General features: G+C 52.2%; 17 protein-coding genes. 11 read left to right on the top strand and 6 right to left on the bottom strand.

Going from position 1 to position 25,067, the window contains the following annotated elements; genetic code table 11:
* Positions 1-25: 25 nt before the first annotated feature.
* On the bottom strand, positions 26-1,243 hold the full coding sequence (fes, locus tag OGV98_RS15865; protein WP_202580697.1) for an enterochelin esterase: 1,218 nt from the start codon (positions 1,241-1,243) through the stop codon (positions 26-28).
* A 253-nt stretch (positions 1,244-1,496) separates the two neighbouring features.
* Here fes and OGV98_RS15860 point away from each other — a divergent pair, with 253 nt between their 5' ends.
* Both OGV98_RS15860 and entD read left to right on the top strand, forming a co-directional pair.
* Complete coding sequence (locus tag OGV98_RS15860; RefSeq protein WP_003835658.1) at positions 1,497-3,770, top strand: TonB-dependent siderophore receptor; 2,274 nt, start codon at positions 1,497-1,499, stop codon at positions 3,768-3,770.
* A 49-nt stretch (positions 3,771-3,819) separates the two neighbouring features.
* Entirely contained in the window at positions 3,820-4,473 is a 654-nt protein-coding gene (gene entD / locus OGV98_RS15855) for an enterobactin synthase subunit EntD (protein WP_279279024.1), read from the top strand.
* Here the strand turns inward: entD and OGV98_RS15850 are convergent.
* Complete coding sequence (locus OGV98_RS15850) at positions 4,448-5,167, bottom strand: GNAT family N-acetyltransferase (protein WP_003022005.1); 720 nt, start codon at positions 5,165-5,167, stop codon at positions 4,448-4,450. The genes entD and OGV98_RS15850 overlap by 26 nt on opposite strands.
* A gap of 142 nt (positions 5,168-5,309) precedes the next feature.
* Here OGV98_RS15850 and OGV98_RS15845 point away from each other — a divergent pair, with 142 nt between their 5' ends.
* Positions 5,310-6,428, top strand: a complete 1,119-nt coding sequence (locus OGV98_RS15845; protein ID WP_016149757.1) for a YbdK family carboxylate-amine ligase — start codon at positions 5,310-5,312, stop codon at positions 6,426-6,428.
* Between the two features lie 66 nt (positions 6,429-6,494).
* Positions 6,495-6,743 (top strand): DUF1158 domain-containing protein, encoded by a 249-nt coding sequence (locus OGV98_RS15840; RefSeq protein ID WP_016149756.1) that lies wholly within the window; start codon positions 6,495-6,497, stop codon positions 6,741-6,743.
* 21 nt (positions 6,744-6,764) lie between these two features.
* Here OGV98_RS15840 and OGV98_RS15835 read toward each other — a convergent pair whose 3' ends face one another.
* Complete coding sequence (locus tag OGV98_RS15835; protein ID WP_003021996.1) at positions 6,765-7,106, bottom strand: RamA family antibiotic efflux transcriptional regulator; 342 nt, start codon at positions 7,104-7,106, stop codon at positions 6,765-6,767.
* A 17-nt stretch (positions 7,107-7,123) separates the two neighbouring features.
* Positions 7,124-8,236 carry an MBL fold metallo-hydrolase gene (locus OGV98_RS15830; protein WP_044712761.1) on the bottom strand — a complete coding sequence of 371 codons (1,113 nt, stop codon included), beginning with the start codon at positions 8,234-8,236 and terminating at the stop codon, positions 7,124-7,126.
* Between the two features lie 189 nt (positions 8,237-8,425).
* On the opposite strand from OGV98_RS15830, the gene OGV98_RS15825 reads away from it, so the two are divergent.
* The 4 genes from OGV98_RS15825 (at position 8,426) to OGV98_RS15810 (ending at position 11,457) form a co-directional block, all read left to right on the top strand.
* The gene (locus OGV98_RS15825) at positions 8,426-9,007 is read left to right on the top strand and encodes a TetR/AcrR family transcriptional regulator (protein ID WP_003835677.1); all 582 of its coding nucleotides are present in this window, start codon (positions 8,426-8,428) and stop codon (positions 9,005-9,007) included.
* On the top strand, positions 9,007-9,375 hold the full coding sequence (locus OGV98_RS15820; RefSeq protein WP_049002153.1) for an MmcQ/YjbR family DNA-binding protein: 369 nt from the start codon (positions 9,007-9,009) through the stop codon (positions 9,373-9,375). The genes OGV98_RS15825 and OGV98_RS15820 overlap by 1 nt, the downstream gene beginning before the upstream one ends.
* Before the next feature lie 119 nt (positions 9,376-9,494).
* Complete coding sequence (nfsB, locus tag OGV98_RS15815; RefSeq protein ID WP_003021982.1) at positions 9,495-10,148, top strand: oxygen-insensitive NAD(P)H nitroreductase; 654 nt, start codon at positions 9,495-9,497, stop codon at positions 10,146-10,148.
* Positions 10,149-10,212: 64 nt separating this feature from the next.
* Entirely contained in the window at positions 10,213-11,457 is a 1,245-nt protein-coding gene (locus OGV98_RS15810) for a mechanosensitive ion channel family protein (protein ID WP_003835682.1), read from the top strand.
* A 54-nt stretch (positions 11,458-11,511) separates the two neighbouring features.
* Here the strand turns inward: OGV98_RS15810 and pheP are convergent, their stop codons facing one another.
* Entirely contained in the window at positions 11,512-12,906 is a 1,395-nt protein-coding gene (gene pheP, locus OGV98_RS15805) for a phenylalanine transporter (RefSeq protein WP_003847467.1), read from the bottom strand.
* 246 nt (positions 12,907-13,152) lie between these two features.
* Between pheP and OGV98_RS15800 the strand changes: the two genes are divergently transcribed.
* Complete coding sequence (locus tag OGV98_RS15800; protein ID WP_016149752.1) at positions 13,153-14,328, top strand: coiled-coil domain-containing protein; 1,176 nt, start codon at positions 13,153-13,155, stop codon at positions 14,326-14,328.
* A 17-nt stretch (positions 14,329-14,345) separates the two neighbouring features.
* Here the strand turns inward: OGV98_RS15800 and OGV98_RS15795 are convergent, their stop codons facing one another.
* The gene (locus OGV98_RS15795; RefSeq protein ID WP_156182975.1) at positions 14,346-14,516 is read right to left on the bottom strand and encodes a hypothetical protein; all 171 of its coding nucleotides are present in this window, start codon (positions 14,514-14,516) and stop codon (positions 14,346-14,348) included.
* A gap of 428 nt (positions 14,517-14,944) precedes the next feature.
* On the opposite strand from OGV98_RS15795, the gene OGV98_RS15790 reads away from it, so the two are divergent.
* Together OGV98_RS15790 and OGV98_RS15785 are read left to right on the top strand one after the other, a co-directional pair.
* The gene (locus OGV98_RS15790) at positions 14,945-15,523 is read left to right on the top strand and encodes a helix-turn-helix transcriptional regulator (RefSeq protein WP_061548876.1); all 579 of its coding nucleotides are present in this window, start codon (positions 14,945-14,947) and stop codon (positions 15,521-15,523) included.
* A 196-nt stretch (positions 15,524-15,719) separates the two neighbouring features.
* Entirely contained in the window at positions 15,720-25,058 is a 9,339-nt protein-coding gene (locus tag OGV98_RS15785; RefSeq protein ID WP_279279025.1) for an autotransporter outer membrane beta-barrel domain-containing protein, read from the top strand.
* Positions 25,059-25,067 lie beyond the last annotated feature (9 nt).

Raw genomic sequence — 25,067 nt, 5'->3', positions numbered from 1 at the left:
ACTCCTGTCGTGGAATGTCGTCCGGTTAAATCGTGTCGGTAAGCGGTTGCCAGAGCGTCATTAGCCCTTGCATCAGACCGCCGCGCCAACAAAGCGCATCGTGTCCACCATCAACCTGACGCCAGAAAATAGACTGTGGTGCAGAAGGTAACTGGGCATATAACGCCTGATTAGCGCGATAAATAATGGGCTCGCGGATCCCCGCTTCCAGGACAATACGCAGTCCCTGAGCGCTGATGGTCCCGGTCTTCAGTTGCTCGACGATCGCCCCGTCCTGACCACCACCACGATGCGGCCACCAGTAAGAGCCCGACTGGCTAAGAACACAGCCAAAGCGCGCGGGCCAGTTCAGCCCGGCATACAGCGATGACAACCCGCCAAAACTTTGTCCGGCGACCACAGTACGCTGCGGATCGTCACTGAATGCGGTCGTCGTCTTCACCAGCGGCAACAGCTCCTCTTGTACCGCCAACCAAAAATCCGCGTTACACGGCAGTTCGCGGCTACGGTGAGCCGTATCGATGGCATCAATCAGGAGATAAACGGCAGGAGGAAGGTGTCCACGATGCGTAAGTGAAGTTAGCGCAGGCCAGACCGGCATACTCTGTGCCCAAAACTGCCCATCCAGCAGGATAGCCAGCGGACGAGATTCCGCTTGGGCCTCTCCGGTGGTAAATACCCATACGCGACGCGTATTACCAAGCCTGGCGCTCCGCCATTGCAGGCAAACTGCGGGTGAATCGGGGTTTTCAGGTCGATCCCATCCGGGCTGTACGGGCGCCTCCGGCATTTCCAGCGCAGACACCGCATGGCCGCGACCGCCCTGCCAGCTCTGCGGATTAAGGGGATCGGCAATGGCCTGCGGCAGCAATTGCCGCCAGCCTTCACGCAGTACGCTTCGGTCAGGCGCTGCGCCCACCGCCAGCGAGGAAAAGATATCGTTTCGTGTTGTCGGGATAAAACAGTAGCTGCCGCGCCAGTTGGCGCTGAGAGAAACACGCCAGCACCAAACATTTGTTCCATCAATGCGTTGCATCGACTGAGGGGTAGCGTTTTGATGATGATCGGTGACGCCAGTGATATAGACCCACACGCAATGAATGGCTGACTCTTTCTCCGTTCCCTGCGGGTCACGCCACCAGAAGGTTACCCGATAATTTCCGTTGTCTTCACGCTCCCACTCCGGGCCTTTTTTTGACTGCCACCACGCCTCGCTTCCCATCTTTAACGTCGTCACCGCCATAACCCCATGTTTATTGTGAAATTTTATGATTTAGCGTGAAATATATTGATAATATTATTGATAACTATTTGCATTTGCAATAGCGTATTGTCGCGCTGTGGGAAGCGCGCACAGTTTTTCACCACTTATAAACCGACCTGGCGCTGCGTACTTTTTCTGGAATGGATAGTTTACGCAGATGCGGGCGACATCAGACCAAATGCCGCACCGAGGCACATTGGTACTCGTGGCTAAAAGAACAGCAGGACATACAATGAACAACAAGATTCATTCACTGGCTTTATTGGTCAATTTAGGGATTTACGGGGTAGCCCTGCCAGCAATGGCAGAAGATCAAACCGATAGCGTAGCTGTCTCTCATGAAGACACCATCGTCGTTACCGCCGCCCAGCAGAACCTACAGGCGCCGGGCGTGTCAACCATTACCGCTGATGAAATTCGTAAGAACCCTCCCGCTCGCGATGTGTCGGAAATCATCCGTACCATGCCTGGCGTTAACCTGACCGGTAACTCAACCAGCGGTCAGCGCGGCAACAACCGCCAGATCGATATTCGCGGCATGGGGCCAGAAAACACCCTGATTTTGATCGACGGTAAACCGGTTACCAGCCGTAACTCCGTACGCCAGGGCTGGCGCGGCGAGCGTGATACCCGCGGCGATACCGCCTGGGTTCCACCGGAAATGATTGAGCGTATTGAAGTACTGCGCGGTCCTGCCGCGGCACGCTATGGCAATGGCGCAGCTGGCGGCGTGGTGAATATCATCACCAAAAAAGGCAGCAATGAATGGCACGGTTCCTGGGATACCTATTTCAACGCCCCGGAACACAAAGACGAAGGATCGACCAAGCGCACCAACTTTAGCCTGAATGGTCCAATGGGTGGGGATTTCAGCTTCCGCCTGTACGGTAATCTCGATAAAACCCAGGCCGACGCATGGGACATCAACCAGGGTCATCAGTCAGAACGTACCGGCACATATTCAAATACCTTACCAGCCGGTCGTGAAGGGGTGATCAACAAAGACATTAACGGTGTGGTTCGCTGGGATTTCGCCCCACTCCAGTCACTGGAACTGGAAGCCGGTTATAGCCGTCAGGGCAACCTGTATGCGGGCGACACTCAAAACACTAACACCAACCAACTGGTGAAAGATAACTACGGGAAAGAGACCAACCGTCTTTACCGTCAGAACTATTCTCTGACCTGGAATGGCGGCTGGGATAACGGCGTCACCACCAGCAACTGGGTACAGTACGAACATACACGTAACTCCCGTACGCCTGAAGGTCTGGCGGGCGGTACTGAGGGTATCTTCGACCCGAATGCGTCACAAAAATATCTCGACGCCGACCTGAGTGACGTCATGCTGCACAGTGAAGTCAGCATTCCGTTAGATCTGCTGGTCAACCAAAACCTGACGCTTGGTACCGAATGGAACCAGCAACGCATGAAGGACATGTTGTCCAATTCACAGACCTTTATGGGCGGTGATATTCCAGGTTCGAGCAGTACCAACCGTAGCCCATACTCAGACGCGGAGATTTTCTCTCTGTTTGCTGAAAACAACATGGAACTGACCGACAGCACCATGTTGACGCCGGGTCTGCGTTTCGACCACCACAGCATCGTTGGTGACAACTGGAGCCCATCTCTGAACCTGTCCCAGGGTCTGGGTGATGACTTCACGCTGAAGATGGGGATTGCGCGAGCCTATAAAGCACCAAGCCTGTACCAGCTCAACCCGAACTACATTCTGTACAGCAAAGGCCAGGGTTGCTACGCCACCGGTTCCGCGACGGGCATTGGTTGCTACATGATGGGCAACGATGACCTGAAGGCCGAAACCAGTATCAACAAAGAGATTGGTCTTGAGTTCAAACGTGACGGCTGGCTGGCCGGGGTAACCTGGTTCCGTAACGATTACCGCAACAAGATTGAAGCGGGTACGGTACCGTTCGACAGAACGTCTATCACCAGCAAAGGGAAGACGACTTACACTGATATCTATCAGTGGGAAAACATTCCTAAAGCAGTGGTTGAGGGTCTGGAGGGTACGTTGAACGTACCGGTTAGCGAAACCGTTAACTGGACCAACAACATTACCTACATGCTGCAAAGTAAGAATAAAGAGACCGGCGAGCGCTTGTCGATTATTCCTGAATACACGCTGAACTCAACGCTGAGCTGGCAAGCGCGTGAAGATTTATCGCTGCAGTCAACCTTCACCTGGTACGGTAAACAGCAGCCGAAGAAATACGATTACCAGGGTAAACCGGTAACCGGTAGTTCGGCGAGTGAAGTCAGCCCGTACAGCATCGTCGGCCTGAGCGCGACCTGGGATGTGACGAAAAATGTCAGCCTGACTGGCGGCGTGGATAACGTCTTCGACAAACGTCTGTGGCGTGAAGGCAATGCCCAGACCACGGGCGATATTGTAACCGGGAACTATATGGCGGGCGCTGGCGCGCACACCTATAACGAACCGGGCCGGACGTGGTTCATGAGCGTTAACACGCACTTCTGATAACGTTTCTCCCTCTCCTCGCTACGGGGAGAGGGAAACAATAACGACGATGCACACAACGCACACAACGCTCACTTTCGCAGACCACACGCTGCACATTGTCGAGTTCGATCCCGACACCTTCCAAGAGCACGACCTGTTCTGGCTCCCCCACCATACTCAGCTTCAATCCTGTGGGCGTAAGCGTAAAGCTGAGCACTTAGCGGGGCGTATTGCCGCAGTACATGCATTACGTGAATACGGTATCAAAACTGTGCCTGGCATCGGCGGGCAGCGACAACCGCTGTGGCCACAAAAGTTGTTTGGCAGCATCAGTCACAGTACGTCAACAGCACTGGCGGTGGTATCGACGCATCCCGTCGGACTGGATATAGAAGCTATTTTTACACCACAAACCGCAGTTGATCTGACTGGCGGCATTATCGATAACTGTGAACAACGGCTTTTACAGTTCAGTTTGGTTCCCTTTCCGATCGCCTTAACCCTGGCGTTTTCCGCCAAAGAGAGCGTGTATAAAACATTTTCCGCGCAGGCATCGGAGCTGCCGGGATTTGCCAGCGCCAAAATAGTTGCACTCACAGCGACACACTTAACGGTGCAAATCACCCCGTCATTTTCGCAAAATCTCGCCGGGCAGGAAGTTAATGTTCGCTGGTTTCAGCATGATGAAAACATCATTACTCTGTGTGAAGCGACTTTGTAACAAAGTCAGCCATTGACCGGCGTTGCCGCCCGTGTTCATCAAAGTTCTCCGCCGCCAGCCAGCGTTGTAACACGGCGTCACACTGGGGCCATTCACCGTCAATCATCGATAACCAGTCGCTGTCGCGATTGCGACCCTTGCGCACAATCTTCTGGCGAAAGCGTCCTTCGAAGATAAACCCAAGGCGCTCCGCCGCTCGTCGAGAAGCGGTGTTCAAAGAATCGCATTTCCACTCCACGCGACGATAACCCAACGCAAACGCCTGGCGCAGCAGCAGCCAGATGCTTTCGGTGCCAAGTACCGTATTTTTCATGCGCGGTGACCAGGTCACATGACCAATTTCGACCGAACCGTGCTCTCGTTCGATCGCCATAAAACACACCAGTCCGACGGCACGTCCGAAACGCTGATCAATGACGGCATAGGGAACCAAAGAGGCATCAGTGGATTTCCCCTCAACCCAACAAGCTGCAGCCTCAACGCTTGTGGGGCGAGAGCTTGCAAGCCAGGTCCAGTCGCGATCGTCCGGTGCCTGCGCGTAAGCATCAAACAGATCGGCGGCATGGCTGTCGGCATCCAGAGGAACCAGTCGACAATATTGACCGACAAGCGTTTCCCGTGGCAGTACGGCAGCGCCATTCCAGTCCGGCACAACATCGCCGACGGTCTGCCCATAAAGATTTATTTCCGGCACGATTCAACCCCTGTTGCGAAGTAAAAAATAGTTATAACACCAGCTATTTCACCTTCAAAGCGTCACCAGGGAATATCTGACAACGAACAGAAAATCAGCCGCCCTTCTATACTGATTAAAAATCAACGCTGAAGAGAGTCTTATGCCACTTCCCGATTTTCATGTTTCTGACCCTTTCACGTTAGGCATTGAACTGGAAATGCAGGTGGTCAATCCTCCAGGCTACGACCTGAGCCAGGATTCTTCCCGGCTGATTGACGCCGTAAAGCCGCTGCTTACCGCCGGAGAAGTCAAGCACGATATCACGGAAAGTATGCTGGAGATGGCGACCGGAGTTTGTCGCAATATCGACCAGGCGAGTGCTGAATTATCCGCTATGCAGCAGATAATCACGCGGGTTGCTGCAGAGCAGCACCTCGCCATTTGTGGCGGGGGTACGCATCCATTTCAAAAATGGCAACGTCAGGAAGTCTGCGATGATGAACGCTATCGGCGTAACCTGGAAAATTTCGGTTATCTCATTCAGCAGGCGACGGTATTCGGTCAGCATGTGCATATCGGCTGCGCAAACGGCGACGATGCCATATACCTTCTGCATGGCCTGTCGCGATTTGTTCCGCATTTTATTGCGCTCTCTGCCGCTTCACCTTATATGCAGACGTCCGACACGCGGTTTGCCTGCGCGCGACTGAATATATTCTCCGGATTTCCCGATAATGGCCCGATGCCATGGGTGAATAACTGGCAGGAATTCGAGGGGCTATTCCGTCGACTGGCTTACACCAGCATGATTGATAGTATTAAAGATTTACACTGGGATATCCGTCCCAGCCCGCACTTTGGCACGGTAGAGGTTCGGGTAATGGATACGCCACTGACCCTTGATCATGCGGTCAATATGGCAGGGCTTATTCAGGCTACCACCCACTGGTTACTCACCAAACGTCCGTTCAAGCACCAGGAGCGTGATTACCTGTTGTATAAATTCAATCGTTTTCAGGCCTGTCGCTTTGGTATGGCGGGAATCATCACCGACGTCAATACCGGCGACGGTTGTCGCTTGTCAGATGACACATTGCGACTACTGGAGAATGTTACTGTCTCTGCGGATAAAGTGGGCGCGGCCAGCGCGATTGAAGCCTTGCATCTGCAGGTTAAGCATGGTCATGACGAGGCGCAAAACATGCGTGACTTCGTCGCCGAAGGCGGGTCGCTGAGTGGTCTGGTGAAAAAACATTGTGAGATTTGGGCCGGGCTGTAAGCGTGGCGTTTGCGTTGCCCACAGAGATCCCGGACAATGGCTTTTTAACTCAAGTTTAACAATACCATGAAACACCCGCTTGAATCACTGATGACCGCCGCCGGGATCCTGTTGCTGGCATTTTTGTCCTGTCTGCTGCTGCCCGCCCCCTCAGTTGGCCTGGTACTGGCGCAAAAACTCGTGGCCACCTTTCATTTGATGGATCTCAACCAGTTTTATACTTTGCTGTTTTGTCTGTGGTTTTTACTGCTGGGGGTGGTTGAGTATTTCGTTTTGCGCTTCATCTGGCGGCGCTGGTTCTCGCTGGCGGATTAGGCCCGCGAGAACCCTTAGCTGTTAATGCGTTCGGCTATGATTTTCTTTGCGATAAGCGCCCGGCGGCTGGCTGAACGTACGGGTGAAAATACGCGTAAAGGTCTGCTGCGAATCGAATCCGTATTTCAAACAGATGTCGTACACTTTCTGGTCGGTATCGCGTAGATCGCGCGCGGCCAGTAGCAGCTTGCGTTCCCGAATGTAACGCCCGAGGCTTTCGCCTTTATACTGCATAAAAAGACGCTGCAGGTGCCATTTTGAATATCCCGCATGGCGTGCAATATCATCAATGCGCAATGGTTGATTCAAATTATCATCAATCCATTCAACAATCGTATCAATTACCTGAGCAGAAATCGTCATCATGCTCTCCCCTGTATTCATTGAGTCACCTGTTGCCACCAGGCCGTAAACAGTTGGTCCGGTGCGGACAGTATTACCGGTTCACCCAGCATTGGCGTCAGCAATCGGTAATCGTAACGACGGCTGGCAAGCGCCAGTCGTTTGTAAGGATCATCCCAGGTATGTTTCGCCAGAACGAAACGACCTGCATGCCCTGGTAGAACGGCTTTCGCATGCAGATCGACCGCAGCCTGTGCCGTCTCTTCCGGCATCATGTGAATAAACTTCCAGTCATGGTCATACTGGCCGTTCTCCATAATCGCCAAATCAACCGAGCCAAACTGCTCGCCGATGGCTTTAAAATGCGGTCCATAGCCGGAATCGCCGCTGTAATAAACGTTCTGCTCCGGCGTTTCAAACATGAAACTCGCCCATAGCGTCTGATTGCGCTTGATGCCTCTCCCCGAAAAATGACGGGCTGGCAACGCATGAACGATCAGCGAATCCGTTACTCTGATGGATTGATTCCAGTCCATCTCGTCGATTATCTCGCCGCGCATTCCCCAATAACGTAGATGTGACCCTACGCCAAGCGGCGTAATCACCCGCTTAATTTTCGGCATTAACGCCTTGATCGTAGCGAGATCCAGATGGTCATAGTGATCGTGCGAGATAATGAGCAGATCGATCTCCGGCATCGTCTGTGCGGACCACGGATAATCACCGACAAAGGCTTTGTTCAGGAATGAAAGCGGTGCGGCATAGTTGCTAAACACGGGATCGATCAGGATACGTTGACCCGCCAGCTGCAAATACCACGAAGAGTGACCCAGCCAGACAAGCGTGTCCTGCTCTGGAGATAACCCGGCGAGATCGGTCGCCACCAATGGCAACGGATGTGCTGGCCGCGCATTTTCGCGCTTAGCGACCAAAAACTCCCACCAGGCAGCCAGCATACTTTTGTTGCCGGTATAGCCCGGTGTTGGTACCTGGTTATGAAACTGTCCATCACGATAGTGCGGTGACTGTTCAACCTGACTCAGCTGTGCCCCTTTCGGTGCCTGACCAAACCCGGCATTGAGTAAAAACGGTAAACTTGCAGCTGCGCCAATGAGCATAATAACAACCACACAAACTGTGAGACGCTTCATATCCTGACCTTAAACACGCCCCCTTTCCGCTGGTTTGCGTGACTGACTCTTGATTATGAGTGAGTAAGCACTCATTATAGAAATCGAAAGTTCGCCGTCAAGATGATTTTCAATCTTTGACATTCACCGTTGCGGTGCTGCAAAGGCCGTGATTCAATCATGCTTTTTACAACTTAAGGGTAAAGTGTAGTGGCTCGTCCGAAGAGTGAAGACAAAAAATTGGCATTACTGGAAGCTGCAACCACAGCATTTGCACAATCAGGTATTGCGGCGTCTACCGCCGTAATCGCCCGCAATGCAGGTGTTGCGGAGGGAACGTTGTTTCGCTATTTCGCGACCAAAGATGATTTGATCAACGAGCTTTACCTCTTTTTAAAGCACGATCTCTGTCAGTCGATGATGGCAAATCTGGATCGCTCAGTTACCGATGCCAAAACCATGACTCACTATATCTGGAACAGCTACATTAGCTGGGGCCTGAACCATACCTGTGGGCATCGCACGATTCGCCAGTTAGCCGTTAGCGAGAAAATCAGCAAAGAAACAGAACAGCAGGCCGACGATATGTTCCCGGAACTGCGCGATCTTTGTCATCGCTCCGTGCGACCTGAGTTTATGTCTGACGAATATCGCGCATTCGGCGATGGCCTTTTTCTCTCTTTGGCGGAAACCACCATGGAGTTCGCAGCCCGCGACTCTGCCCGGGCCAAGGAATACATATCGATGGGATTTGAAGCGATGTGGCGCGCACTAACCCGCGAGGAACAATAATGGACGGCCAGATACTGCATACCTGTGCGAAACGCCTTGCGCTCGAACTGCCTTTTACCGAACACTGCTGGCCATTCGGCCCGGAATACGATGTCTTCAAGGTTGGCGGTAAAATTTTTATGCTGGTCACGGAGCTTCGCGGACGTCCGCTTATTAACCTGAAATCCGATCCGCAAAAATCACTGTTAAACCAGCAGATCTACCCCAGCATTAAACCCGGCTATCACATGAATAAAAAGCACTGGATCTCGGTCTATCCGGGCGACGACATTACCGAGTCATTACTGGCAGAGCTGGTGAATGATTCCTGGCACCGCGTCGTTGACGGCTTGCCGAAGCGGGATCAAAAACGCCTGCGTCCTGATTGATTTATCGTTAACCCCGATAAGTGTTTTTGCATTTTCCTGTCTTATCTTTTTCCTGCTAACCCTGTACCCTGCTGAAACAAAACGTACCCGCAGGGTATAAAAAACCACCAGGAGTAGTTATGGATATTGTTTCTGTCGCCTTAAAACGTTACTCCACTAAGGCATTCGATCCGACTAAAAAACTGACCGCTGAGCAGGCCGAAAAATTAAAAACGCTGCTGCAGTTTAGCCCATCCAGCACCAACTCTCAGCCATGGCATTTTATCGTTGCCAGTACTGATGAAGGTAAAGCGCGTGTGGCCAAATCCGCAGCCGGCGGCTTTGTGTTCAACGAACGTAAAATGCTGGATGCTTCCCACGTAGTAGTGTTCTGCGCCAAAACGGCGATGGACGACGCGTGGCTGGAGCGCGTGGTGGATCAGGAAGAGAGCGATGGCCGCTTCGCCACCCCTGAAGCTAAAGCTGCAAACCACAAAGGTCGTACCTTCTTTGCTGATATGCATCGCAAAGAACTGAAAGATGACAACCACTGGATGGCAAAACAGGTGTACCTGAACGTTGGTAACTTCCTGCTGGGCGTTGCAGCAATGGGTCTGGATGCAGTGCCGATCGAAGGCTTTGATGCGGCGGTGATGGATGCAGAGTTTGGTCTGAAAGAAAAAGGTTTCACCAGCGTAGTGGTGGTCCCGGTGGGTCATCACAGCGTAGAAGATTTCAACGCCGCGCTGCCGAAATCCCGCCTGCCGCTGGAAACAACGCTGACAGAAGTCTAATCCCCGCATTTGCATAAGCTCCACACAGCGGTCATCATAGACCGCTGTTTATTAAGGAGACGTTATGCAGGAATTGATATCTCAGGTAGAAGAACTCGGCATTGAAATAAATCACACCACTTCGCTGGTGATGATTTTTGGCATTATTTTTATCACCGCCATTATTGTTCACGTTATTTTGCACTGGGTGGTATTACGCGCATTTGAAAAACGCGCCAGCACCAGTTCCCGTCTGTGGTTGCAAATTATCACGCAGAACAAATTATTCCACCGCCTGGCGTTTACGCTGCAAGGTATCATCGTCAATATACAGGCCACACTCTGGCTACAAAAAGGCAGTGAAGCGGCCGATATATTAGTGACTTGCGCACAGCTGTGGATCATGATGTACGCCCTGCTGTCCCTGTTTTCTCTGCTGGACGTTATTCTTAACCTGTCACAAAAGCTCCCAGCCGCATCCCAATTACCCTTAAAAGGTATATTTCAGGGTATTAAACTGATCGCCGCCATCCTGGTCGGGATCCTGATGATTTCCCTGCTGATAGGTCAATCGCCGGCAATACTGATAAGCGGCCTGGGTGCCATGGCAGCCGTGCTAATGCTGGTATTTAAAGACCCGATTCTCGGTCTGGTGGCCGGAATACAGCTCTCGGCCAACGACATGCTTAAGCTTGGCGACTGGCTGGAAATGCCGAAATACGGTGCAGACGGTGCTGTTATCGATATTGGTTTAACCACCGTCAAAGTGCGCAACTGGGATAACACCATCACCACGATCCCCACCTGGTCACTGGTATCAGACTCTTTTAAAAACTGGAGCGGAATGTCGGCTTCAGGCGGTCGGAGAATTAAACGCAGCATCAGCATTGATGCCACCAGCATCCATTTTCTTGATGAGGATGAGCGTCAGCGACTGCATAAAGCGCACCTGCTGAAACCGTATTTGACCACGCGTCACCAGGAAATCGACGCGTGGAATCAGCAATTAGATGCGCCTGAATCGGTATTGAATCACCGTCAAATGACCAATATTGGCACCTTCCGCGCTTATCTGAACGAATATTTGCGTCATCACCCGCGTATTCGCAAAGATATGACGTTAATGGTGCGCCAGCTTGCGCCAGACGATCACGGATTACCAATCGAAATTTATGCTTTTACCAATACGGTGGTCTGGCTGGAATATGAAAGTATTCAGGCTGATATCTTCGACCATATCTTTGCCGTGGTCGAAGAGTTTGGCCTACGCATTCATCAGTCGCCTACCGGAAACGATATTCGCGCACTGTCTGGCGCATTTCAGCGTTAATCTGCAGAATAGATAAATCACCGATCTCATCACCAGGATGAGATCGGTAGAAACTTAGCGGGACTTACGACGCAGCAGTTTGAAGGCCACAAACAAGAACATGATCCACACTGGCAGCAGGATAGCTGACAGGCGCATCTCATCCATCGTACACATCAGCACCAGGATCATGCCAAGGAAAGCAATACACAGGTAGTTCCCTGCTGGATACAGCAGCGCTTTAAACTGCGTGTCACGTCCCTTGCGACGCATCGCCGCCCGGAATCGCAGATGTGCCAGGCAGATCATAATCCAGTTCAGCAGCAGCGTCGCCACCACCAGCGCCATCAGCAGGCTAAAGGCCTTTTGCGGCAGCACATAGTTGATCAGTACCACCAGCGACGTAATAGCACCGGAAAGGATCAGTGAATTCACCGGTACGCCGCGACGGCTGACGCGGGTTAAGAACTTCGGCGCGTTCCCCTGAACCGAGAGACCAAATAGCATACGACTGTTAGAGTAGACGCCACTGTTATACACCGACAGCGAAGCCACCAGGATGACAAAGTTCAGCGCAGAAGCCACCACGTTGCTATCAAGATTATGGAAAATCATCACAAACGGGCTGCTGTTGGATTTCACTTCCACCCACGGGTATAGCGCCAACAGCACCACCAGAGAACCGATGTAAAACAGCAGGATACGGTACACCACCTGGTTTACCGCCTTTGGAATGCTTTTCTGCGGATCCTGCGCTTCCGCGGCGGTAATCCCGATAAGCTCCAGCCCGCCAAAGGAGAACATAATCACTGCCAGCGACAGAATTAATCCATTCCAGCCGGTAGCAAAAAAGCCGTTGTAACGCCACAGGTTATCGATGCTTGCATGTTCCCCGCCGTTACCGGAAAACAGCATCCACACGCCAAAACCAATCATGCCGATAATGGCCAGCACTTTAATCAGTGCGAACCAGAATTCCGTTTCGCCATACAGACGTACGTTGACCAGATTGACGGCGTTGATGATCACGAAGAATGCCGCGGCCCAAATCCAGGTCGGGACATCGGGCAGCCAGTACTGCATATAGATCCCGGCCGCTGTCAGTTCCGCCATACCGACCAGCACAAACATCACCCAGTAGTTCCAACCGGACAGAAAACCCGCGAACGGTCCCCAGTATTTATAGGCAAAGTGGGCAAAGGATCCGGAAACGGGTTCTTCCACTACCATTTCGCCCAGTTGACGCATAATCAAAAAAGCGATGATCCCGGCAACGCCGTAACCCAGTAACACCGCAGGTCCCGCCATCTGAATAGCCGGGCCAATGCCTAAAAACAGGCCCGTACCAATTGCACCGCCCAGTGCAATTAACTGAATATGGCGGTTTTGCAACCCTCGTTGAAGCGTCGGCTCATTTGTTGACGCGGCATCAGACACGCTGGTGTCAGATGCAGTTGACGCGTTTTTCACGCCCTTCCCCTGTGTCGTTTTTATTGAAGGGGCTTCTTTTAACATTTCAACCTGGTTGTCGCAAGGCGCAATAAGGACCTGCTATGCCCGTAGCATTGCGTTTGTTCATAATTACGGTGAATTATTCTGGACGAAAAGGCATGACAGGCCACAGAATGCGCTTTACTGTTTTTCTAACATTTTCAAACGGGTGAACCAGCTGTGTTTCAGGCACTCGTTTTTGAGTCAGGCCAGGCAACGACTGTCATGAATAAGATCATCAAACGACTGGAAATCATCAAAAGCGCTATTGAACTGGAAGATGAGGAGATTATTTTCCAGCAGGTGGCGCATCTTAAAAATGAACCTTTGTCAGTCGTACCTGGCACCATTGTGCAGGCGATCGAAGAACGACGTTTTAGTGATGCCCTGCGTGAAATCTCGGCCTGGCTGCAATCTCAACGGGCAGTCTCTACGTGGCAGGATCCAGCCATTGCCGCCAGTAAGCTGGAACTCAAAGCGCTCGAAACACAGCTGCGTGACCTGATCGATAAGCGCAACACGCGCATTCAAATCCTCGATGATTTCAACGATCTGTATCACCTTCGTCTTGGACCGCTGATGAGCCGCATTCTCGAACTGCGTAAACAGCTCGCCGCCAGCGCCCAGCGCAAACAGGAAGCGGAGCGAAAACGCCGGGAAAAAGACTATCAATCCTGCCAGCACTATATTTCCCAGGCTGTTGATCAACTGGCCAGGCTCAAACAGCACTGGATGAACCAGAATTCAGATTCGCGCGAATCGGTGGAAACACGCCAACGTATTCAGCAACAAACGGAACTGATTACCGCCCTGCTGGCGGAGATTCGTGAGTTGGAAAACGACTTTTCTCGCCAGGACGACAGCGCAACCCGTCAGGCACAGGAAGAGGCCAGCCATGAATATGATGAATATCAGGAGCAGCAGCAGGATGCGCAGCATCGTTTTAGTCGTGACCAGCGGCTTTCCTCTGATGAACGTAATGAGCTAAAACGCCTGTGGCGTCAGGCCAGCCGTCTTTGCCACCCGGACGTGGTAGCCGATGATCTGAAAGAGAAAGCGCATCAGATGATGGTGCAGCTTAACCAGGCACGCCAAAATGCCGATCTTGCCGCCGTCCGGGCGCTACTGACTCAATTGCAAAGCGGCCTCGAACCGATGATGGCGAGTGACCGATTGAACGATTTGCAGCATTTACGCAGCAAAATACAACAGCTCAGAGAACACATTAACGCGCTGCTGAAAGAGATTACCGAACTGGAAGCGGAGAACGCCTGGCGGCTTGCCACCTCCGTGACAGATAAAGAGGCCTACTTCTCCGATCAACAACGGGCGCTTACGGAAATCCGCAATACGCTGGAACAACAGGTGCAACAGGTTGAGCAAGAGCTGTTGGCGGGCTAAGCGCTATCGCTAGCGCATTAAGACAAAATGACACCTGCAAGCCAGATTTCAACATTAGGCACAAAAAGACCAAAAAAGGATAAAGCACTAATAAATTGCTTTAACGTAGAAATATAATCTGGAATAATCCTATTTTTAGCCGATAGGTGTAAATTCGGCAATATTTCCCTCTTCTCCTGACCTTCCACCTCCTACGTCCTGGCCAGGATTAAGAATTCTCCTACCCTCAATTAATCCCATGAAGAAAAATGAGTATCTTATTGAAATTAAAGCCATTACATATAAATACCTTTCTTTAACCCTAGGAATACCCTGCCTTTATACAAACCTCCTTCTTATTATTATCCCGATCCATAAGCGAAATCTATCAATCATTTACTCAGAGCTGAAATAAACGATTTATCTTAAATTTTAACAAAGTGTAATATCCACTTTAAGGATAGTTAATGATTCTAATTAATACAGAGAATTTCTGTTTGATCTGAAATTAATAAGGATACGTTCACAGCACAGAACGTTATACGAGATTTAATTAACATTTCACGCGTCGCAAGAAACTCTTTTTTAACCTAAAAAAAGAGGCGACTGCTTGCACCAAAATTTCAAGGAGATCGTTATGTCAAAAGCTATTTTTTTGGGTGACTCAATTTACCCTTGGCTAGGCATGCGAGAAATCCTACGTGGCTCATCATTATTTATTGATATCACGTACTACTCCTCCCAGACACTTTCTGCTGTCAAAATGCTCCCTTATGAAACGGATTGCATCATCATTAATCCTGACAAATCAGATTTTTTAAAATATGCCAGGATTATCCGCAACATGGCTTTACGACCTATCACCAAAATTATTGTTTTGGCAGATGAAGCTACCTTTGCCATTTTTCAAACCGTTTGCGGGAAGAACATGCAATTTCTCGATCAAGACACTAGCCTTGATCAGCTATTACAGACCGTCACACGTATCGCGCAAAACAAAAAACAACAAAGTATCAAAGAACTACACACAAAAATTACAGCTAACGAATTTAACGTAATGATGATGCTTGCCCGAGGATGGTCACTGACACAAATCGCCGGGGCATCACAAAAAAGTGAAAAAACCATCGGGGCGTACAAAAGCAATATTGCCAGAAAACTCGGCAAAAATAACACCCGGCTCAAGTACACCATTTCCCACTATAGCCAGCCGTAACTAACTTATTTAAGGACAATTATCACGGTTATTATTTAAAGAGGTTTTCTTTCGACTCGCTTTTTTAATTCCGCATCGCACGGAAGGGAACCCTATTTCCAAAATCCATTACCGGGTAGCACATCCGCGTGCCAACCATAGCCAACAACTCAACGTATTAACACATACATAACAGGAATGTAGACAAGGGTTATATATGAACAAAGTTTACAGCATTATTTGGAACGCGGCGCTCGGTATCTGGGTGGTCGTTTCTGAATTAACGAAAGGAAAGAAAAAAAGCAGCTCGCGTAAAACTGTCGCCGTACTGGCAGCTGGCGCATTAAGCGGTGCTTCATTGCTGGCTTCTGCAGCCCAGATTACCGCAACGGGTGAACACGATATTCATGAAGACTTCAAGACAGGTATTTCCGCTGGGGTTTATGAGGGTATCCACGACTACGGCTTCTTATATGAAGATAACACAACTGGTCAGGCACTGAATATCAGTGGTGCAATCCCAACATTTAGCCCGGGTCAAAGCGGCGTTGTTGAATCAACCACTATCCGGGAACTGCTGGAAAGCGGCAAAATCACCCTGCTGGCGACCAGCCCTGACCAGAGCGTAAAAACCATTACCAACTCTGAAGAACTGGCGGAATACCTGACTTACAACCAGTCGTCAACGCCTTCGCAGAGCACAGAATTTGATATCAACGATCCGGCGTTTCCCGGCGAAAAAACGACCATCAAAGTCTTTGATACCAATGAGTTAAATGGTTTTCTTACCGAAGCGCAAGTCGGCGATGCGGTATTAAACACCTTTGATGCTCAGAAATCAGAAATCTATAAGCAATTTGGTATCGCACTGGCGACAAATGGCTCCATTGCCAATCTGAATATTGGCAACGACACCCTCAATGTGCGTGACAAAGCCAATACCATTGAAATGCTGGCAAAAGATTCCTCGCTGCTGGAAGCACAAGGTACTGCAAGCCAGGTGAACTGGCAGTCAGATAACTATATAAAATTTAACGCAGCCCCGGTGATCCCTGAAAAAACGTTCACCGGTTCAGCGCAAACCTCCGTGTTTGGCGATGATGTGACGCTGATGACCTATGGCTATGACGAGGATGGTCAGGTCGTCAAAACCGGGGAGCGCACATTTACCATTACCAACACACAAGAACTGGCCGAATTCAATGACTGGCTGTTGGGCAAAAGCGACGACGCGGCACTCAACCCTGATGGTGAAAAAGTCAGCCAAATCCAGCTGTGGATAGATGCGGAGGAAGTCACAACCGTCACCGCAGCACAAACAAAGTACGCCGGGCTGATTGAAAATCTGCTCACCTCCGGTAAGCCAGCTGACATACTCAGCTGGGATTACGACGTCTGGACCGACGGTTTGTCACATACCAACAACGCGACCGCTGGCCGTGGTGAGTTACATGCCATCTACGCCAACGGCGCAGGCACCTCAGGCACCTTGAACAAAGACGCGATTATTGCCGTTGACGGCAGTATTAATGGCGTGATGAAAGCCATTAATGGTGGGGTTATCACTAACCTTGGTGAGCTGAACGCATTACGCACGTCTACCGGGCAAAGCCTGGCGATTGGCATGCTGGCAAAAGACGCGACGGCAACCAACAACGGGATCATCAACTCCGGGCTGTTTATTGATAAAGACGGCAACCAAAACGTCAACAGCTATGGCGCATTTGGTATGCAGGGGCAAGGCGCCAGTCAAATCACCAACGAAGGCACCATCAACCAGGCGATCACCACCGATAACTTCGGTACCGCTTCTGCCGCCGATCCCTGGAGCAAGGACAAACCCGCTGGCGAGCTGACGCTGGCCATTGGTATGCAACTGTCTGACAATGCTCAAGGGGTCAACAACGGCGATATCAACGTCGTGGACGGGCGCAAAAACGGTGCATCCTACGGCAGCGGCATCGCCTATGGCGTAGAAGTCGCCGACAACGCCACCTTTACCAACAGCGCAGGTGCCTCTATTTATCTTGGCCGTAACGCAAGTGATCCGTCTAAAGATGTCACCATGGCAGGCGGTTCAAGTCTGAGCGCCGGGATCATGACCAAGAGCGCCAAAGAGGTGATTAACAACGGCCTTATCACGCTGGGAACCGGCGTACGTAACGCCGCAGGTATGCTGATTGGTAACGCGACCGGCAACGTCATCAATACCGGTAATATCGTGATCAATGGCGATTCCAGCGCGGGGAGTAGCAGGAACTACGGTATCACCGTGCGTGACAGCGGCGCGGAAAATAATCAGGAAATCCGCAACGACGGCAAGATTAACGTCAACGGCACCAACAACGTCGGCATCCACGTCAGCGCAACTAACAAAAATGCCGAAGCCACGACCAGCGCTTCAGGCTCTATCGTAGTTGATGGTGAAGGTAGTGTCGGTAACCGTAACTATGCCGTCTGGGCTGAAGGTGGCAAAGTTGGAAAGGCAGTGGTCAACGTCTATTCCAACATCACGCTAAACAAAGCCGGGAACATCGGCGTACACGTGCGTGATAACGCCGTCGCTAACGTCGACAGCCTGAGTAGCCCGGCATTCAACAGCACCGATCAGATTGGCTATTACCTGTATGGTCAAGGCGCGACCGCCAATATTGGTCAGGCGGTAATGAATGACAACGGGCAAGATCGCACCACCATTTTCCGTATTGCCAATGGTGCAATGCTGGCCGGTAACACCACCACTCCTGACGGTCAGGCCAGCTCTAACCTTGACCTGACCTTAAGCGGCGAACAGTCCGTTGGCGTATTAGCGACGGGCACAGGCAGTAGTGTGGATACCGGCGAAGCCACGTTCACCGTGCAGGGCACCGACTCCGCAGCGCTGCTGGTTGAAGGCGGCGCCACAGGTAACATCAGCGATAAAACCACCATCAATTTAACCGGTGAAAGAACCATTGCCGGGGTAGTGGACGGTCAGGCTCACCAGTTGAATGGCAACGCAGAAGGTAGCGCCACTCCGACCATCCTCACCTCAAACGCAAAAATCACTTCAGAAGCCAGCGGCAACAAGGTTATTGCCTATGTGGCAAGGAACCAGGGCAGCCTGATCCTCGATACCCAGGCAATTATCGATCTTGCCAGCACCGACAGCATTGGTGTTAACGTGCAACAAGGCGGGAGTTTAACCAATAACGCGACCGCTGCCTTACATGTGAGTAACGGCATTGGCGTACAAGCTTCGGGTTCGAACGCACAGATTAAAAAACTGGGTCAGATTCAAGTCGATGATGGAACCGCAGGAGTTCTGCTGACCAACGGCGCCAGCCTGAATATTACTGGTAATACTGGCGATGCCATCACCACCAATGGCACTGCTGACGGTATTCGCCTGGACACAGGGGCCGGTAAGCTGGCTGCCAAAGGGGTGATTATTAGTGCCAAAGGTACTGGCGCGGGCATTCAAAACGATGCCAACAATACCGATATCACACTCAATGATGTCACCATCAATGCCAACGACGGTCCGGGGATCCGTACCAGCGTCGCGTTAAACATGAAAGATGGCCTGAATAACATTCTGAACGTTAACGGTAAAGGTACCGGCTTCGCCTTTGAGCAGCGCAATGGTGACGCAGTGACAGGCAATCTGACCATCGGTAAAGGCTATACCGTTGAGGTGCATAACAGCGAAGGCAGCGGTATCCGCGCCAATACGGACGGTAAGGTCACCACCAATGCCGACATCAACGTCTACGACAGCGCAGGTGGTTCTGCAATCATCGCTAAAAATGTTAGCGCAATAGCCAATAGCGGAAAAATTACCTCTGCCAGCACCATCGCACCCGTTATTGATGCCAGCGGTGACAGCAATAAAAAAATCACCAATACCGGTACCCTTCAGGCTATCAACGATACGGCAGTGGCGATTCAATCTGGCAAGGGCAATGACACCATTGATATCAGCCAGGGTATCACCAGTGGCGTGATCAACACTGGAGAAGGCAAGGACACCTTTAACTGGCAAAGCGGAACCTTTGCGGGCGAGGTGAATTTCGCCGGAACCGACGGCAACAATAAAGCCAACATCGGCAATGTGACGCTGGATAAAACGCGCCATATCACTACCGAAGCCGGCAGTGGCAACGCCCTCACCTTCACCAATACACACGGTAACAGTGCGAAAATTGGCAGTCTGAGCAGCGATAACCTGACCACCGGTACCAACATCGGCACGGGTTGGGACTCACTGACCATTAGCGGTTCAAGTGCAGATATGCGCATCGTCGATCGTCTGCAACTGGCAAGTAAAACCATTGCGGTTACCAATGGCGCAACGCTGCGTACCGGCGATCACGGCGAGTCCACCAGCACTGCCGCGACCATCGCTGACTACAATGTGACGACTCAGGGTGCAGGCAGCCGGGTCATCTTTGACACGCAGGGCGACACGACGGCTGCGCAGATCTATAACGGCGTCATCAGCGGTGATGGGAAGTTTGAACGCGCGGCAGGCGGCACCACTGTCTTTACCGCCAACAACACCTATACCGGCTCCACCACTATTGATCAAACCGGTACTCTGCAGTTGGGTGACGGCGGAAATACAGGCGGAGTCAACGCCGTGTCTGACATCATCGACAATGGCGTGCTGGCGATTAATCGGGCCGATGATGTGCTGCTTGGCGGCGTAATCTCCGGGATCGGTGCTTTACAGCAGATTGGTAACGGTATTACTCGCCTGACGGGCAATAACACCTATACCGGCGACACGACCGTCACCAGCGGTACGCTACTGGTGAAAGGTAATCAGAGTGCCGCGACGGGTGTGACCAACGTAAGCGGTACGGCGACGCTGGGGGGTAACGGGGTGATCGGCGGCGACGTGCTGATGAACGATGCCTCTACCCTCAGCGCCGGTGACGGCGGTGCGGGTACGTTATCCATTAACGGTAATCTACAGCTTGGCAGCAAAACGACCTCCGCTTTCGAACTGGGTCAAGCCTATACGCCAGGCGGCGCGCTAAACGATCTGATTAACGTCGCAGGCGATCTGCAACTGGACGGGACTCTGGACGTCACCACTTCACAGGACGGTAACTTCGGACCGGGCGTGTACCGTATCTATAACTACGGTGGCACGCTGGATAACCAGACGCTGGAATTAGGCGCGATACCGAATAGCCAGGATAAGAGCAATATTTTTGTTCAGACCTCCATCGACAAACAGGTCAACCTGGTGAATGCCAACGGCGTTACCTTGCAGTTCTGGGACGGCGCAACCGTTAATCTAAGCCACGGCGCGTCGGGCATTGAAGGCGACAGCAAAATTGACGGTGGCGATGGCAAATGGATGGCAATCGGCAGTCAGGGTGATAACAACTGGACCACCGCAACCGGTGAAGGTAACGCCCCTTGGGCACAGAAGTCCTTCGCCGTCTTCACCACCAAAGGCGGTACCGTTACCGTGGATAACGCCGCGGGAGAAGTTAACTTCTCCGGAGCACAGTTTGATGCTGATGGCTATGTCGTTAAAGGCGATGCGCTTAACGCGTATGCCACCACGGAAAACGCGACCCACGCAGGCCAGACGCCGGGGACTGGCGAACTGCTGGTGCGCGTTGGCGCCGGTGGCGCGGGGCAAAACTATACCGCGACCATTGAGTCCGTTATCCGCGAGGCCAGTACTGCTGACAAGCTGACGCTGGTGAAAACCGACCTTGGCCGTCTGATCCTCAGCGGTGACAACGAGTATCGCGGCGGCACGCGCATTGATGGCGGCACGTTGCAGATCTCCTCCGACAGCAATCTCGGCCAGAGCGGAACTGATCTGGCCATCAATAACGGTTCAACGCTGCAACTGGGCGCGGACCTGACCAGCAATCGCACCATTGAGCTGGGAGCGAATGAGAATGCTGCGGTGTTCGATCTCAATTCGCACCACTTCACGCCAACCGGTGAGATTACCGGCGAGGGTAAACTGAAAGTCACCAGCAGCTCTAGCGATGCGGGCAGCACCTTGTCGCTCGACCGCGCAAACAGCTACAAAGGCGACACCGAAATTGCCGGTACCGGAAACGCCAACAATGTGACGGTCAACGTCAGCAAAACCGGAGCCTTTGGCAGTAATGAAAGCAGCACCGTGAACGTCAATAAGGGTGCGACGCTCAATGTCAGCGGGACAGATACCAGCCTGAAATCCCTGACTATGAACATCGCCGACAGCCTGTTAACGCTGGCGGATAACGTCACCGCCGCAAGCGCAATGCTGAACCTGACGGGCACGGCGAAAGCGGTGTTAACCAACAACGCCAGCGCGGGCAACGCGACGGTTAACGTGTCAAAAGACAGTACCCTGGCGCTGGAAGAAAATGCCAGCGGGGGCAATGCCACCGTGAATAACAGCGGACTGATGACCTTTGCTGACTATGCGATGGCAGAGAACACTGTCGTTAAAAACCTGGTGGGCGGTAAGGTCGATATCAGCGCAGTCGACAGCGCAACGTCTATCGGCTCGTTGTCCGGCGCGGGTAATGTCGAACTGGGCAATAAAGAACTGTCGCTGGGTAATCTGCATCTTGATGACACCATCAGCGGTATTATCAGCGGCAACGACGGCAGCCTGGTGAAAATCGGTGACGGTACGTTGACGCTGACCGGCGATAACACTTACACCGGCACCACGGACGTCAATGAAGGCGTGCTGCTGGTCAACGGTAATCAGTCTGCGGCTACCGGCCAGGTGACGGTGAAATCCGGGGCAACGCTCGGCGGTAACGGTATTATCGGCGGCGCGGTTGATGTGCTGGACGACGCGCATATTACCGCGGGTGCAGCTATCAACAGTGTGGGTAAACTGACTACCGGTTCTCTGACGCTCAGTGATAACGCCCAACTGGATTATCAGTTTGGTCAGGCTTATACCCCGGGCGGTGCCTTCAACGACTTGATTGACGTAAATGGCGATCTGACGCTCGACGGTAAGCTCAACATTGAAACCTCACCAGGTGGAAGCTTTGATGTGGGCGTTTACCGCGTCATCAACTACACCGGCACATTGACCAACAATGTGATGGATATTGCTAACGCACCGGAAGCAGCTGACAGCCTGTACGTGCAGACATCGGTGAAAAATCAGGTCAACCTGGTCAACCACGCCGGACTGACGCTGCGCTTCTGGGACGGCACCGGCGGTGAGAATGGCGAGCTGAAAAATAACGGCGTCATTAACGGCGGCGACGGTATCTGGCAATCCAGCCAGGGTAACGACAACTGGACCACCGATGAATCGACGCCAGAAGGCGCGTTGAACGCACCGTTTACCGATGCCGCATTCGCCGTCTTCCAGGGTGAAGCGGGCAACGTAACCGTCGATAACAGCAAAGGCGATGTCATCATCAGCGGCGCGCAGTTCGCCACCGATGGTTATCGTGTGGGCGGCGAAGCCATTACCACCGACACGGCAAACACCCTGATTCGTGTCGGCGATGGCACAGTAGACGGCGCCAGTTACACCGCCACTATCGACAGCGTTATCCGCGGTACCGGCGGCCTGAATAAAGGCGATCTCGGTACGCTGATTCTCACCGGCGACAATACTTACAGCGGTGGCACCACCATCACCTCAGGGACGCTGCAGGTGGCGGGTGATACCAACCTGGGTGCGGCAGATACGGGAATTACCTTTAATGGCGGTACGCTGAAGTATGGCGAAGCGTTTGATACTGCCCGTCAGGTGACGCTGGAATCCGGCGGCGGGACATTCGACACCAACGGGCATGACGTTTCTCTGCTGACGGAAGTCGAAGGTAACGGTCAACTGACCAAAACCGGTAAAGGCTCCCTCACCCTGACGCTGGATAACACCTACACCGGTGGCACCACCATCGAACAAGGCGTTTTACAACTGGGTAACGGCGGTGATATTGGCAGCATTCAGGGGGATGTCGTTGATAACGGCGTACTCAACGTCAATCGTGGCGATACCCTGGCGCTGACCGGCAATATCAGTGGTAAAGGCCAGTTGCATCAGACCGGTAGCGGCATTACCGAGCTGCAAGGTGAAAACAGCTACAGCGGCGCTACGTTGATCGCCAACGGCGTGCTGCAAGCGGGTAATACCAACACCCTGAGTAGCGCATCACACCACTATGTGGTCGCAGACACCACGTTGAACACGCAGGGCTATAACCAGACGGTAGCGGGCCTGAGCAACGGTGGCGATGTCTCGCTCATCGGTCAGCAGACTGGCACAACCTTAACCGTCAAAGGGGATTACACCGGCGAAAAAGGGACTATCAACATGGCAGCTATCCAGAATGGTAGCGGAGCAGGCATTGCCGACCGTCTGATTATCGATGGCGGTAAAGTCAGCGGTAGCACACTGCTGGATGTCGATGGTTCTGGTCTTGGCGCGCCGACCATTGGGGATGGTATCGAAGTGGTGACTGCGCTCAATGGCGCAACCACAACCGCGCAAACCTCACGGGATGCCTTCCATCTTGCCGCCGATCGTATGGCTGCAGGTGCGTTTGAGTACCAACTACATGCGGGTAATGCTCTGGGCCAGGGTGAAAACTGGTATCTGAGAAGTGAATACCGTCCAGAAACCATGCTGTATTCTGGCCTCGCCAGCGTAGTACGTCAGGGTGATATTAGCCTGTTAGGTAACATGCACCAACGTATGGGGGACGAGGTTAAACCGGGCATTGATGAAGACAATCGCGCCTGGGCAAGAATGATTGGCTACTCCGGTAAAACCAAACTGGATGATGCAGCCGGTACGCAAACCAGCTCCCATACCATGGGTATCCAGGTCGGCGTTGATATGTATGCTAACGAAAGCTGGAAAGCCGGGATGTATACCAGCATCCTTGATATCGACAGCAATGTGAAAGGCACGAAGACAGGCAGCGATGGCAAAGGCGGTAACATCGACGACAACGCATTTTACGTCGGTGGCTATGCGACCTGGTTCTCGGGTGACGGTATGTATGTTGATAACGTCCTGCAGTACGGTAACCATAAATCCCGCCTGGCGGCGACCGGTAACAACGGCTCGTATACCGTCAGAGGCAACACGCTGACGGCGTCGACAGAGGTGGGTAAATCGTTCCGTTTAGGCGCCAGCGCATGGAGTCTGGAGCCTCAGGCTCAGTTGATCTACCAATACAGCGACTTTGATAACAGCACGCTGGATGGTGTAACCCCAACGAAAGTGAAAATGGATACCGCAGACTCCTTTACCGCGCGTCTGGGCGTGCGTCTGGTCGCTGACTATGACACCAACCATGGCAAATTCCAGCCGTACGGCAGGGTTAACGTCTGGCAGGGTCTGGGTTCAAAAGACAAAACGCACTTTAGCAATGCGGTAGCCACCACTACGCTGGAATCTTCACAGCAGTACTCCAGCACTGAAGTTGCAGCCGGCCTGTCATGGTCCATCGACAGAAACCTGCAGGTCTACGGTGAGCTGGGTACGCAATTCAGCAACGGCGGCAGTAAGTCGCAGGTCGAAGCGCCGGTCAATGCCTCTATCGGCTTTAAGAAATCGTTCTAAGCTGACATA

The organism is Citrobacter sp. Cf136 (assembly GCF_030333815.1).
In the GTDB taxonomy this organism is placed as follows: Bacteria; Pseudomonadota; Gammaproteobacteria; order Enterobacterales; family Enterobacteriaceae; genus Citrobacter; species Citrobacter freundii.
The sequence above is the reverse complement of the archived record's forward strand: the minus strand, read 5'-3'. Positions and strand labels throughout refer to the sequence as shown.